This window comes from Mesorhizobium sp. WSM4871 (assembly GCF_055811295.1).
This window is the reverse complement of the sequence record NZ_JBVVPU010000015.1, coordinates 14629-27663: the sequence shown is the minus strand read 5'-3', so window position 1 is coordinate 27663 and position 13035 is coordinate 14629. Positions and strand designations below refer to the sequence as shown.

Below are 13035 nucleotides of genomic sequence, written 5' to 3'. Positions count from 1 at the left end.
CCAGAAGGAGGTAGCCAGAGGCGCTCGCCTTATAAAGGCTGCTAGTGATCCCCGGGGCGTCTTGCCTCGAATTCCGCCTTCTTGGCGTCGGAGGCCACGGTTTGGTTGAGCGCCTGCCATTCGGCATAGGGCATGCCGTAGATGATCTCGCGCGACTGGTCCTTGCTGAGGTCGACGCCCTCGGCTTGCGCCGCCTCGCGATACCAGTTGGACAGGCAGTTGCGGCAGAAGCCGGCGAGATTCATCAGGTCGATGTTCTGGACGTCGCCGCGCTCGCGCAGATGCGCGACCAGCCGGCGGAAGGCGGCGGCCTCGAAGTCGCGTCTTTGCTCGTCGCTGAGTTCGGTCATGGCTTGTCGGCCTCCTTGGGCTTCCGTCACAGCGGCCCGGTGCGCGAGCCGAACATTTTCACCTGATGTATATCGGCACGGCGGTCGATCGCGTCAACGATCGGCGCCAGCCGTTCGGCCCATGCCAGCGCACCCTTGCTATCGGCGATCAGATCCTGGCGGATCTCGATCAGCGCATGGGCAAAGCCGTTGACGATCGCATGCCTGAACATGGTGTCGCCGCGAAGCGCGCCGTCATAGGGTTCGTTGTCGCCGACGACGAGGCCCTTGTCGGCGGCCAGCATATCGATCAGCGGCCGGGCCACCCGGTCGTCGCGATCCCACAGGATGCCGACATGCCATGGGCGCTCAAAGCCCTGCATGACCGGGGTGAAGGAATGCACAGAGAAGATGAAAGGCGCATGCATGGAAGCCTGGGCCACCGAGGCGATCATGGCGCCGACCGCGTCGTGATAGGGCCGGTAGAAGCGGTCGAGCCGCCTTTCGCGCTCTTCCCGTGCCATGGGGTAATTTCCCGGCACGACGGTGCCATCATAGAGCTGGCGGATCAGCGTCGGGTCGTCCTCGCCACGGTTCGGATCGATCAGCAGCCGTGAAAAATTGGCGAGCACCGCCGGCGCGCCGAGCAGGGCCGCCAGTTCGCGCGTCACCATCTCGACACCGATGTCATAGGCGATATGGCGGTCGAACTCCGCCGCCGGCAGGCCGAGGCTGCCATATTCTTGCGGCAGGTCGCGGCGGGCATGGTCGGCCAAGAGCACGATGCCTCGCTTGCGGTCGCCCTCGACAATATCGAACGGCGCGAAAACTGTGGATCGGGTCATTGGCGGGAAATGGTCTGTTCGCTGGCTTCCGGGGAGGGTGGTATCGTCATTCCACGAAGAGGACGCCCGCGCAATGCCGTTGTTTGGCCAAGGTTTCTGCGGAAATCTGGCAGAGGGTGGCAGACGCTGCGCCGAGGCGTTTCTAAATCGATTGGAATTGGGCAAAACGGCGCGTTGACATGCGCCCGGACTTTTCCGAAAAGGGGCGTTGAGAGATGCAAATGTGGTTCTTGAGGGGTTTCAGGATGGGTTCCGCCGGCAGGCTGCGCGTGCGCTATGCCTTGGCCATGCCGCTCCTGAGCCTTGCCATCGGCCTGTCAGCGCTGGTTGCCGCCTCGCCGGCGCGCGCCGATTTCCGCGTCTGCAACGCCACGCAGAACCTGGTCGGTGTCGGCATCGGCTACCGCGCCAAGGCCGGCTGGATCACCGAAGGCTGGTGGCACATCGAAGGATCGAGCTGCAAGACGCTGATCGAAGGACCGCTGTCATCAAGGTTTTACTATCTTTATGCAGAAGACGCCGAGCGTGGCGGACGCTGGGATGGCCCGATCAACATGTGCGTGGCCGAAAAAGAGTTCAAGATCGCCGGCGTTACCGATTGCGTCGCCCGGGGCTTCCAGCGCGCCGGATTCCAGGAATATGACACGGGCGAGCAGGCAAGCTGGATGGTCCAGCTCACCGATGAGCCCGCAACGGGAGGCGCCCCAGCCGCCCCGGGAACGAACAGTCAATGAGACGTAGCCGCAAGGTCAAGATCCTCGCCACCATCGGTCCGGCCTCCTCTTCCGAGGAGATGCTGAAGAAGCTCTTCGAAGCCGGCGCCGACGTGTTCCGCATCAATATGAGCCACACCGACCATGAGCTGATGCGGACACTTGTCGGCCGCATCCGCAACGTGGAGAAAGCGGTCGGCCGGCCGATCGGCATCCTCGCCGATCTGCAAGGGCCGAAGCTGCGTGTCGGCAAATTCGCCAACGGCAAGGAGGTGCTGAAGCCTGGCCAGACCTTCACGCTCGACGACAATCCCGAGCCCGGCACGTCGACAAGGGTCTATCTGCCGCATCCCGAAATCCTGAGCTCGGTCGAGGCCGGTCACCGTCTTTTGATCGACGATGGCAAGCTCGAATTGAAGGCGCTGAAGAGCAACGGCAAGGCGATCGTCTGCACGGTCGTTGCCGGCACCACCATTTCCGACAAGAAGGGCGTCAGCCTGCCCGATACCGACCTGCCGGTCGGCGCGCTGACCGAGAAGGACCGCAAGGATCTCGACGCGGTGCTGGCCGAGAGCGTCGACTGGGTGGCGCTGTCGTTCGTGCAGCGGCCGGAGGATCTCGCGGAAGCGCGCAAGATCGCGCGTGGCCGGGCGCTGATCATGGCCAAGATCGAAAAGCCGCAAGCCGTCGCCCGGCTGGCCGAGATCATCGACCTTTCGGATGCCTTGATGGTCGCCCGCGGCGATCTCGGCGTCGAGATGCCGCTTGAGGCGGTGCCCGGCATCCAGAAGCAGATCACGCGCGCCGCGCGCCGCGCCGGCAAGCCGGTGGTGGTCGCCACGCAGATGCTGGAATCGATGATCACCGCACCGGTGCCGACCCGCGCCGAAGTGTCCGATGTCTCGATCGCCGTGTTCGAAGGCGCCGACGCCATCATGCTGTCGGCCGAGTCCGCCGCCGGCGCCTATCCGGTCGAGGCGGTGGCGATGATGAACCGCATCGCGACCAAGGTCGAAACCGACCCGACCTATGCCGGCATCATCAACGCGCAACGCTCGGAGCCGGAAGCGACCGGCGCCGACGCCATTTCGCTCGCCGCCCGCGAAATCGCCGAGACGCTCAAACTGTCGGCGATCATCACCTATACGGCGTCCGGTACCACCGGCCTGCGCGCCGCGCGCGAGCGGCCGCAGGTGCCGATCGTGGCGCTGTCGCCGATCCTCAATACGGCGCGGCGGCTGTCGCTGTTGTGGGGCACGCATTGCGTTGTCTCGCCCGACGCCATCGACCTCGACGACATGGTCGATCGCGCCTGCCGCATCGCTCTGGACGAGGGGTTCGGCAAGCCGGGCGACCGGGTCATCATCACCGCCGGGGTGCCGCTTAGGACGCCGGGCTCGACCAACATGCTGCGCATCGCGTATGTCGGGTCGGAGGCGCAGGCCAGCCGCTAGCCATGCACGCCGCCGCCCAAGCGCGCAGCGATTTTCGGCAACGATGTGCAGCGACGAAGTGAGCAGGCGCCCCGCCTGCGGCCGCGTCAGGCAGGCGAGGCGACGGCGAGCACGATCGAGATTATCAGCAAGAGCGGTCCCATCCATTTGAAATGACTGGGAAGGCGTGCCAGCCAAGTCTGTTGGCTGGCCTGGGGCTGGTTCGGCATCTGGAGGAATCCATAGCCTACGCCGGACATCCACAGGCCGGCGCAGAACATTATGAACTCGTCGATGTAGGCTGCAATCATGGTTGCCTCGGTCCGGGTATTTTGCAGTCGGTGGAATCGTCTGGCGTCGCAGAAATGCGGCCAGGATAACCGATAAAACGGCGCTGTCCCACCGGCATCAAATACCTTCGCCGGCAAGCTCTTCCGAAAGAGTGCCTACCTGATCCTGGGCGCTGCGCATCATCGGATAGATGGCGAGCACGCGCTGCCAGGCTTCAAGCGCCGACTGCTTGTGGCCGGTCGCGGCCATGATCTGCGCCAGGCCGGAAAGCGCGCCGAAATGGCGTGGCTCGAGCCGTAGCGTATGGTCGATGTCCGACATCGATTTCCCAAAATTCTTCATCATGAAGTGCGCGGTAGCGCGCCGGTTCCAGCCTTCGGCATAGGTCGGCTGCAAGGTCACCACCTGATCGAGGAAATCGAGCGCCACGTCGAACTTCTGGTTTTCGATGGCCTTTTGCGACCATTGCATCATCAGGTCGATAGAGGCGCTGCCGGACTGGGACCATTCGCTCCAGATGCGGCCGGCAATCCGCTCGGCGGCTTTTTCGTTGCGCTCGCGCTTCAGGTCGACAAACAGTTGGTCGAGCCTTGCCTCCTTGGTCGTGACAACCGGAGGAGTGGCCGGGTCTTCCGCTTGAGCCGGAAGCGAGATCGAACCGAAAAGAAAAAGGGCCGCGAGAAATGCAAAACGAATCCGCATCCCGGGAATCTAATCCCGGACGGCGGATCGTCAAACTGAATTTAGCGTGAAAGGGCGCCGGCATGCCGGCATTAGAGCGCCACGCGTCCTTTTGGACGCCTCGATGCGGTAACATCATATGCGCGCGACGCAAGGCCACGCTGCAAGGCTCAGCCCTGGCGCGCCTTGTAGCGCGGAGCGGTCTTGTTGATGATGTAGATGCGGCCCTTGCGGCGAACCAGCTGGTTGTCGCGATGACGCGCCTTCAGCGCCTTGAGCGAATTCTTGATCTTCATGGTCTTGCCCGTTGGTGTAGGCCCGGTCCCGGGCGAATTATAAAGGCGCGCCAGAAGACGCGCCTCAATACTTGTGCGTGGCTCATAGACGAGGAGCCTTGCCCATGTCAACCGTAAGCATGCTTCATAGATGGAGTCAGTGTGGCGGATATCGGAGCAACGACGTTCGGCAATATTCAGCCGCGGCGGCTGGTCCGCGTGAAATGGCCCATCTTGCGGCCCGGCCGCGCCTCGGCCTTGCCATAGAGATGCAACATCAGATCGGGCTCGGCGAGCAGGGCCGGAACGCGCAAGACATCGTCGCCGATCAAATTCTCCATGACGCAGTCGAAATGGCGGTCGGGATTTCCGAGCGGCAGGCCGGCGACGGCGCGAATATGCTGCTCGAATTGCGAGACGACGCAGGCGGCTTCCGTCCAGTGGCCGGAATTGTGGACGCGGGGGGCGATCTCGTTGGCCAGCAATGAACCGTCGGCAAGCACAAAGAACTCGACGCCGATGACACCGACATAGTCGAGCGACGCCAGTATCCTTGCCGCCGCCGCCTGCGCCGCCGCGGCGGTTTCGGAGGTGATCGCGGCCGGCAGGGTGGACGTATGCAGGATGCCGTCGCGATGGACGTTCTCGGCCGGATCGTAGGCGGCAAGAGAACCGTCCAGCCCACGCGCCGCGATCACCGAGATCTCGCGCTCGAAGGCGACGAAGGATTCCAGGATCAGCGGCACATTGCCCATCGCCTCGCAGGTGCCGGCGAAGCCGCCCGTTTCCATGTTGCGGAAGACGCGCTGGCCCTTGCCGTCATAGCCCATGCGCCGCGTCTTCAATATGCCGCTGCCGTCGAACTTTTTCAGCGCCGCCGTCAGTTCCTCGTCCGTGTCGACGGGGCTGAAATCGGCGGTTTGTATGCCGATGCCATTGAGGAATTTCTTCTCCGCCACCCGGTCCTGCGCCACTTCCAGGGCGCGCGCCGGTGGATAGACCGGCACCGTTGCGGCAAGTGCCTTGGCGGCCACGACCGGCACGTTCTCGAACTCGTAGGTGACGACGGCGCTGGTTGCCGCCAGTTCGGCAAGTGCTGCCGTATCGTCATAGGCGGCAACGATCTGCCGGTTGGCGAGTTGGGCCGCCGGGCAATCGGCTTGCGGCTCCAGCACCAGCGTGCGGTAGCCGAGGCGGGCCGCGGCCATCGCCAGCATGCGGCCAAGCTGGCCGCCGCCGATGATGCCGATGGTCGATCCCGCGGGCAGGCTCACGGCGCGTCCGTGGGTTCGGATGCGACCTTGGCGGTCTGGGCGGCGCGCCAGCTATCCAGCCGGGCGGCGAGTTTTTCGTCGTTCAGGGCCAGCACGGCAGCGGCCAGAAGGGCGGCGTTGGTGGCGCCCGCCTTGCCGATGGCCAGCGTGCCGACGGGAATGCCGGCCGGCATCTGCACGATGGAGAGCAGCGAGTCCTGTCCCGACAACGCTTTCGATTCCACCGGCACGCCAAAAACCGGCAGCGGCGTCATCGCCGCCGTCATGCCGGGGAGGTGCGCCGCACCGCCGGCGCCGGCGATGATCACCCGAAAACCGGCCGCCTTGGCGCCCTTGGCGAAATGATAGAGCCGATCGGGGGTGCGGTGGGCCGAGACGATCAGCCGCCTGTGCGGAATGCCCAGCGCCTCCAGCGTTTCGGCGGCGTGGCGCATCGTTGCCCAGTCGGACTGGCTGCCCATGATGATGGCGACGTCGGCGCGTTGATCCTTCAAGCTTCTGCTCCCGGCGACAAAGGCGCGCATTAGCGGAATTCGGGGAGAGCCGCAAGGATCGCCGCTGCCATCCAACGTTCGCGCGCACGGTTCCGTCGTCGCCGAAGCGACGGCCGCGCCGGTCGACCTGCTCTAATCCGGCCAGCGCAGGGCACCGGAAGACACCTTGCGAGGTTGGTTCATGGCGTCGGCGGGGCGCTCGGCGCTGAGCACAGCGCGCATGCGCTCGGCGACGATCTCCGCCTCGCCAGAGTGGAGGTTGCACGGGTCGAGAAAGAAGTGGCCGCGCTCAACCTCGTGGTTGCGCACGATGATTGGAGGCGAGCCCGCCGCCAGCGCCGAGGCGAGGCCGGCGGCGCTGAAGCCGCTTTCCGGCCGGACGAAGACCTGCAGGCGGTCGAGCGGGTTGGCGGTCGGATCGGGGATGATCTCGGCGCCAATTCCGGCGATGCCTTGCAAGGCCTTCTTCCACAGATTGAGTGCCGCTTCCTCCCGCTGCCGGATGCCGGCATGGTCGCGCTTCTCCCAGGCTTCGAGTGCGGCCATGGTGCCGGCGATGCTTTCCTTGCCGACCTTCATGGCGCGGGCAACGCCACGGTTCTGGAGATAGGCGGCCCGCACCAGGTCCTTGCGCCCCGTCACGATGCCGCTGGTCGGGCCTGAGAGGAATTTGTGGCCGCTGTAGATGACTATATCGGCGCCGCGCGCGAGGAAGTCGCGCAGATCGTATTCCGAGGCGGCGTCGACGATCACCGGGACATTCCTGGCGTGGCAGATCTCGCAGAATTCCTCCAGTGACAGCATGCCGTATTGCACGGTGTGATGGGCAACGACGTAGAGGCCGGCCGCGGTGCGGTCCCGGATCGCGTCGCGCACGTGGTAATCCTGCGTGACGCTGACGGTGCCGGCCGGGATGGTTTTTGCTCCGGCAAGGCGGATCGACTGGTCGATCGGCGCGCCGTAGTTGACGATATGGCCGAGCTGGACGATGACCTCCGACTTCAGCCCTTCCGTGTCGTCCGGCAGCCGCTCGATCGCCAGCAGGTTGGTGCCGGTCATGGCGCCGGCAATCGCCATGGTGATGCCGCTGGCGCAGCAAGCGGTGATGAAGCCGGCCTCGCCGCCGGTGAGCCGCGCGACGACCGTGCTTGCGGCACGTTGCAGGTCGTCCATCTCCACCCATTGCGAGGCGATTTCGGCCATCGCGCTGATCGCTTCCGGGACAATGATCGAGGCGCCAAGCGACGTCATCGTGCCGGAAACGTTGATGATCGGGCGAAGGCCGAGCCGTTCGCGGATTGTCGTGTTGGAGCCGTTTGCGGGATAGGTTTTCATCGTTTGCGTATCCATGGGTGAAAATTCAGGCGGCGATCTCGACGACCGCTTCGATTTCGACTGTGATGTTGCCCGGCAAGGAGCCGACGCCGATCGCCGAACGGGCATGCCCGCCGATGCCCTCGAAGACGTCGGCGAAAAGATCGGAGCAGCCGTTCACCACTTTCGGGTGGTCGCTGAAGGTCGGGATCGCATTGACGAAGCCAAGCAGCTTGACGATGCGCACGATGCGGCCGAGGTCACCAGCCGCGGCGTGCATGACGGCGAGCAGGTTCAAGCCGGTGAGGCGGGCATGCGCATAGGCCTCTTCCACCGTCACGTCGTCGCCCACCTTGCCGGTATAAAGCGTGCCATCGGCGCGCAACGGCCCCTGGCCGGAAAGGAAGATCAGACGTCCGCTCTCGGCATGGGTGACGAAGTTGGCGATGGGTGTCGGCGGCTCGGGCAGCGTCAGGCCCAGTTCGGCGAGCCGGATGTAAGGCGTCATAAAAAGCTCCTTGCGACAGCTTTCGCTGCCCGGTGTCAGAAATGCGAGGCGCGGAACCGCGCCAGGAAGTTGCGAAGGCGTTCGTTCTCGATCTCCGCTCCCAGAATCTCGGCGGGCGGCCCGGCAGCGCTGACGCTGCCATCCGCCATGAAGACGATGCGGCTCGAGGCGTCGCGCGCAAAGGCCATTTCATGCGTGACCATCAGCATCGTCATGCCGTCCTCGGCCAGGCTGCGCACGACCGCGAGCACCTCGCCGACGAGTTCGGGATCGAGCGCGGAGGTTATCTCGTCGAGAAGCAGGATCTTCGGTTCCATCGCCACGGCGCGGGCAATGCCGACGCGCTGCTGCTGGCCGCCGGAAAGCTCGGCCGGCAGGCTGTCGGCCTTGTGGGCGAGGCCGACCCGGCCAAGCCAGTGCTCGGCGATCTGGCGGGCCTCGGCGTCGATCTTGCCACGCACCTTGCGCAGGCCGAGCATGATGTTGCCGGCCGCCGTCAGATGCGGAAACAGGTTGAAGCTCTGGAACACCATGCCGGTCTCGGCGCGCATTGCCGCCAGATCGCGTTCGCTGCGGCGCTGGCGTGTTGCTGCCTCGCGGTAGCCGACCTCCTTGCCGTCGATGCGGATGGAGCCGCTGTCATAGCTCTCGAGGAAATTGACGCAGCGCAGCAGCGTGGTCTTGCCGCTGCCGGATGGCCCGATGACCGACACCACCTCGCCACGCTTCACCTCGAGACTGACGGCACGCAGCACCTCGACGGTGCCGAAGGCCTTGGAGACATCGCGTACATCGAGCAGAGCGGCGTTGGCGTTTGCGGACATCTTGCTATTCCCGGATGAAGGAGAAACGCCGCTCCAGCCGCCGGCTGGCGAGCGAAAGCGCGTAGTTGACCGCGAAGTAGACGAGCGCGCCGAATATGTAGAGCGGCATTGCCTCGTAGGTGCGGCCGATGACCTGGTTGATGGCCTGCATCAGGTCGGTGATGCCGAGCAGCGAGACCAGCGCGCTGCCCTTTACCGCATCGGTGACGCCATTGATCCATGGCGGCAGGAAGCGCCTGAACGCCTGCGGAAAGATGACGTAAGCCAGGCGCTGGCGAAAGGTCAGGCCGATCGCCATTGCCGCTTCGGATTGCCCTTTCGGAATGGAGGCGACCGCGCCCCTGAGATACTCGACGACCTGCGCTGTCTTGAACAGAGTGAGCGCCAGCACGGCCGCCCAGAAGGACTGCAAATGAACGCCGACGGCAGGCAGGCCGTAATAGACGAAGAAGATGAGCACCAGGATCGGGATGCCGCGGATGGTGTCGCTGAAAATGCGCACCGCCCAGCGCAGCGGAGCCGGACCGTAGACGAGGCCGACGCCCATCAATACGCCGGCGATGAGCGACAGCACCACGACCAGCAGCGACACCCAGAGCGTCAGCGCGAAACCCTGGGCCAGGAAAGGCAAGGCGTAGAGGATCTGGCCGAGCATCTAGCGTGCCGCCCTGAACCGGCGCTCGACGAGCCGCAGCCCGAAAAGCAGCGCGTAGCCTGTCAGCAGATACATGGCCGTCACCACGAGGTAGACCTCCACGATCCGGAACGTGTTGAAGTTGATCCACTGGGCACCGTAGGTGAGTTCGGGCACCGAGATGACAGAGGCGACGGACGTGTCCTTGAACAGCGATATGAAGGTGTTGGAGAGCGCCGGCAGCGTGATCCGCAGCATCGTCGGCAGCCGCACGTGGATGAGCCTTTGCCAGGGCGTCAGGCCGATCGCCTTGCCGGCGTCGATCTGGCCGCGCGGAACGGCTTCGAGCCCCGAGCGAAACACCTCGACGAGATAGGCGCCGCTATAGAGCGACAACGTGGCGATGAACGAGGTCTGCGCGGAATAGGCGATGTCGACCACGGTCGGCAGACCGTAGAAGACGAGATAGACGAGCAGGATCAGCGGCACGTTGCGGATGAACTCGACATAGGCGGCGATGATAGACCGCACCACGCGCCCGGCCGAAACGTACCAGACCGCCAGAACCAGCCCGATGACGATGCCGATGGCGATCGAGATCACGGCGAGCTCGAGGCTGAGCAGCAGCCCGCCCCAGAGCTTGTCGAAATGCCGCCAGATCAGGTTGAAATTCAGGGCATAGCCCATGCGTCCGCCTCAGTGCCAAGGGCTATCAAAGGAGAAAGAGGCGGAAGGGCGCCGATCGCCGCCCTTCCGCCGGCTGTATCAGATGACTGGGAAGCCGGGATGGCGCGCCGGTGGCTCCAACCCGAAATAGTCCTTGAACGCGGCGTCGTAGAGCGCCGTTTCATGACCGAACATTGCCGTTGCGAAGCTTGTGTTGACGAAGGCCAGCCAGTCGGGATCGCCTTGCCGCAACGCCGCACCGTAAAGCATCGAGAACCAGCTCTTGCCGGCGTCGAAATATTTGTCCGGATTGCGCGAGGCGAGCCAGCGCACCGTCGACAGATCGACGGCGGCCGCATCGGCGCGCTTCGATTCCAGCGCCTGCAGCACGTTGGCCTGGGTGTCGATCTGCATCACCTGCGACTCCGGCAGGACGAGATGCACATTTTGCTCGGCATCGACGTTCTGCAGGATGGAAATCCGTGTTGCCGAACCACCGGCGAGCAGCTTGTCGAAAGTCTTGTTCTCGGCGGTCGGCAGGGTCAGCAGCGCCACTCCTTCAACATAGTAAGGTCTGGAGAAGTTGATGAGCTGCGAGCGCTGCGCGGTCATGGTCATGAACTGGATGGTGATGTCGACCTTGTTGGTGGTCACGTTGGGAATGCGCTGCGCCGGATCCTGCATGACGAACTCGACCTTGGTCGGATCGTCGAACAGACCCTTGGCAAGAATGCGCCCCATGGTGATATCCATGCCGACGAGTTCGCCGGCATCGTTTTCGAAGTGCCAGGGCGCGTTGGTGCTGCCGGTGCCGACGATCAGCTTGCCGCGATCGAGAACGGTGCGCAGCAGGCTGTCAGGCGCCGCCTGCGCGGCGGCCTTCTGGGCATCGACCGTTGCCGCAGCGCCAATGACGCCGGCCGTAGCCAGTCCCGCCATTCCCAGTTTCAGAAAATCACGTCTCTTGGATGTATCGTTCACGGCAACCTCCTTTTTCGTGTTGTGTTCCCCTTTGCAGACACATGCGTCGGTTGGCAATTTGTCTCTTACAAAAGACACATGTATCCTGTACAAGACAGATACTAACATCGGGAATCAACAATGCAAGATGGCAATGCCTTGGCGGCTCGAACGGACACCGGTTCGGACGAGGACAGGACTTCGGGCTCTCGCGAGAAGGGTCTCAACCGGGTGCTCCATATTCTGGAGTTCCTGCACAAGACCCAGCGCGCGGTCGGCATCGGCGATCTCGCCAAGGGCGTGAATGCGCCGCGTTCGACGACCTACACGCTGGTGCGCGAACTCGTGGATGCGGGCCTGCTGGAAATGGCCGGCGACGGCAACCGGGTCTATTTCGGCAAGAAGCTCTATCTCTACGGAATGGACTATGTCAGAGGCAACGACCTGCTAAGGAGAGGCCGTCAGGAGGTCGACAATCTGTCGCGCGAGACGGGTGAGACCTCCGAATTGTGCATGCTGCAAAGCGGCCGCTACACGATCGTACATTCCAGTCCGGGCACCAGGCCGTTCCGCATCAGCTCGGCCACCGGCTTGCAGATACCGCTTCCCTGGACCGCTTCCGGGCGCCTGCTGCTGGCCGGTTTCGAAAGGGCCGCGATCGAAGACATGGTGTCGGAGGACGACCTCGTCCTGCCGGACGGCCGCAGATTGCGGCTCGACGATTTCATCGCCGACATCGCCACCGCCAAGGCGGCCGGCCATTGCATCACGTCAGGGCTGGTCGATGCCTACACCAAATGCCTGGCCGCGCCAGTCTTCTCGGCGCCCGGCAAGGTGGAGGCGACGATGTGCCTGGTGGTGCCGATAGACACGTCTGAAGCAAAGACCGGCGAGCTCATTGCGTTGCTGCGGAGCCGTTCGGCCAGCCTGTCGATCTCGTGATTCGGCTTTGCTGAGGTGCTGTGGGCGGCGTTCGCTCACGCAATGATGTCGGGAATGATCCGGTCTTCCAGCGCCATCAGCCTGTCCTTCAGGAAGAGCTTCTTTTTCTTCATGCGCTGGATCTGCAGCGGGTCGCAACTCATGGCGATCATCGCGTTGATGGCGGCGTCGAAATCGGCGTGTTCCTGCTTCAGCCGAGAATATTCGAGGCGGATATCAGCCTGTTCCTGTTCGGACATTACCTACCGTCTGCACGTCTGCGACGCCCAAAATGGGCTTGATTTGGGCGGGGGCGGCATATTTTGCCACCGGCGCGCAGCCCTTACCACATTTCACATTGTCGTGGAATGCTACCATGCAGCATTCGACATCGATGCCCGATGGTGGCAGAGTGTCATGGTGCCGTCACAGATGCGAGCCTGCGGTGGAACGCGCCTTGACGGCTGCAATCGAGGAAACCATGAAAGGGAGAACCAATCATGTCTCTTGCATCCCATCTTGATGAGTTGCAGCGGAAACACGGCGACATCGAGCGTGAGCTCGACGATGCGATGAACCATCCATCGGTCGACGACCTCGAAATCGTGAATCTGAAGCGGCGCAAGCTGGCAATCAAGGACGAGATTGAAAAACTGAAGGCGAAACCGACGACGCACTGACGCTCTTCTACAGCGCCGCGTCCATTGGACGCGCAAAGGACGCTGTAGCACTTTGATTGGCGCATGATACATTACGAAAATAGGAATAGATTTTAGGGAAGGGTAATGGGCCAAAAGCAGCGCCGCGTTAGGGGCGCGGCCAAGCGTCCGGTGGCCGCCCAGGTGCCGGGGGGGGGGGGGGTTTTTCCTCAGT

General features: G+C 63.6%; 18 protein-coding genes. 4 read left to right on the top strand and 14 right to left on the bottom strand.

Annotation, left to right across the window (positions count from 1 at the left end):
• Window positions 1–41: 41 nt before the first annotated feature.
• Together AC0L2H_RS26820 and AC0L2H_RS26815 are read right to left on the bottom strand one after the other, a co-directional pair.
• Window positions 42–350 (bottom strand): DUF1244 domain-containing protein, encoded by a 309-nt coding sequence (locus AC0L2H_RS26820; RefSeq protein WP_473593059.1) that lies wholly within the window; start codon window positions 348–350, stop codon window positions 42–44.
• Between the two features lie 26 nt (window positions 351–376).
• On the bottom strand, window positions 377–1174 hold the full coding sequence (locus AC0L2H_RS26815) for an N-formylglutamate amidohydrolase (protein ID WP_473593058.1): 798 nt from the start codon (window positions 1172–1174) through the stop codon (window positions 377–379).
• Between the two features lie 287 nt (window positions 1175–1461).
• On the opposite strand from AC0L2H_RS26815, the gene AC0L2H_RS26810 reads away from it, so the two are divergent.
• Window positions 1462–1908, top strand: coding sequence for a DUF1036 domain-containing protein (locus AC0L2H_RS26810; protein WP_473593168.1), 447 nt, complete (start codon window positions 1462–1464; stop codon window positions 1906–1908).
• Entirely contained in the window at window positions 1905–3341 is a 1437-nt protein-coding gene (pyk, locus tag AC0L2H_RS26805; protein ID WP_473593057.1) for a pyruvate kinase, read from the top strand. The genes AC0L2H_RS26810 and pyk overlap by 4 nt, the downstream gene beginning before the upstream one ends.
• An 86-nt stretch (window positions 3342–3427) precedes the next feature.
• Here the strand turns inward: pyk and AC0L2H_RS26800 are convergent, their stop codons facing one another.
• The 11 genes from AC0L2H_RS26800 to AC0L2H_RS26750 all read right to left on the bottom strand — a co-directional run bounded on the left by AC0L2H_RS26800 (window position 3428) and on the right by AC0L2H_RS26750 (window position 11220).
• The gene (locus AC0L2H_RS26800) at window positions 3428–3631 is read right to left on the bottom strand and encodes a hypothetical protein (protein WP_473593056.1); all 204 of its coding nucleotides are present in this window, start codon (window positions 3629–3631) and stop codon (window positions 3428–3430) included.
• A 97-nt stretch (window positions 3632–3728) separates the two neighbouring features.
• A complete protein-coding gene (locus AC0L2H_RS26795; RefSeq protein WP_473593055.1) occupies window positions 3729–4313 on the bottom strand; it encodes a tetratricopeptide repeat protein in 585 nt (194 codons plus the stop codon).
• A gap of 149 nt (window positions 4314–4462) precedes the next feature.
• A complete protein-coding gene (gene ykgO / locus AC0L2H_RS26790) occupies window positions 4463–4588 on the bottom strand; it encodes a type B 50S ribosomal protein L36 (protein WP_006203764.1) in 126 nt (41 codons plus the stop codon).
• A gap of 176 nt (window positions 4589–4764) precedes the next feature.
• Entirely contained in the window at window positions 4765–5841 is a 1077-nt protein-coding gene (locus AC0L2H_RS26785) for a 5-(carboxyamino)imidazole ribonucleotide synthase (RefSeq protein WP_473593054.1), read from the bottom strand.
• Complete coding sequence (gene purE / locus AC0L2H_RS26780) at window positions 5838–6335, bottom strand: 5-(carboxyamino)imidazole ribonucleotide mutase (RefSeq protein ID WP_473593053.1); 498 nt, start codon at window positions 6333–6335, stop codon at window positions 5838–5840. Before purE ends, AC0L2H_RS26785 begins: the two co-directional genes overlap by 4 nt.
• 132 nt (window positions 6336–6467) lie before the next feature.
• Window positions 6468–7670 (bottom strand): aminotransferase class V-fold PLP-dependent enzyme, encoded by a 1203-nt coding sequence (locus tag AC0L2H_RS26775; RefSeq protein ID WP_473593052.1) that lies wholly within the window; start codon window positions 7668–7670, stop codon window positions 6468–6470.
• A gap of 25 nt (window positions 7671–7695) precedes the next feature.
• Complete coding sequence (locus AC0L2H_RS26770) at window positions 7696–8157, bottom strand: RidA family protein (RefSeq protein WP_473593051.1); 462 nt, start codon at window positions 8155–8157, stop codon at window positions 7696–7698.
• 35 nt (window positions 8158–8192) lie between these two features.
• Entirely contained in the window at window positions 8193–8981 is a 789-nt protein-coding gene (locus AC0L2H_RS26765) for an amino acid ABC transporter ATP-binding protein (RefSeq protein ID WP_473593050.1), read from the bottom strand.
• Window positions 8982–8985: 4 nt separating this feature from the next.
• Window positions 8986–9636 (bottom strand): amino acid ABC transporter permease, encoded by a 651-nt coding sequence (locus tag AC0L2H_RS26760; RefSeq protein ID WP_097571995.1) that lies wholly within the window; start codon window positions 9634–9636, stop codon window positions 8986–8988.
• Complete coding sequence (locus AC0L2H_RS26755) at window positions 9637–10302, bottom strand: amino acid ABC transporter permease (RefSeq protein WP_473593049.1); 666 nt, start codon at window positions 10300–10302, stop codon at window positions 9637–9639.
• Between the two features lie 78 nt (window positions 10303–10380).
• Window positions 10381–11220, bottom strand: a complete 840-nt coding sequence (locus AC0L2H_RS26750) for a transporter substrate-binding domain-containing protein (protein ID WP_473593167.1) — start codon at window positions 11218–11220, stop codon at window positions 10381–10383.
• Between the two features lie 162 nt (window positions 11221–11382).
• On the opposite strand from AC0L2H_RS26750, the gene AC0L2H_RS26745 reads away from it, so the two are divergent.
• Window positions 11383–12183, top strand: coding sequence for an IclR family transcriptional regulator (locus tag AC0L2H_RS26745; RefSeq protein ID WP_473593048.1), 801 nt, complete (start codon window positions 11383–11385; stop codon window positions 12181–12183).
• Window positions 12184–12218: 35 nt separating this feature from the next.
• On the opposite strand, the gene AC0L2H_RS26740 is transcribed toward AC0L2H_RS26745, so the two are convergent.
• On the bottom strand, window positions 12219–12422 hold the full coding sequence (locus tag AC0L2H_RS26740) for a YdcH family protein (protein ID WP_006327868.1): 204 nt from the start codon (window positions 12420–12422) through the stop codon (window positions 12219–12221).
• Between the two features lie 240 nt (window positions 12423–12662).
• On the opposite strand from AC0L2H_RS26740, the gene AC0L2H_RS26735 reads away from it, so the two are divergent.
• Window positions 12663–12842, top strand: coding sequence for a YdcH family protein (locus AC0L2H_RS26735; protein ID WP_107650550.1), 180 nt, complete (start codon window positions 12663–12665; stop codon window positions 12840–12842).
• Window positions 12843–13035 lie beyond the last annotated feature (193 nt).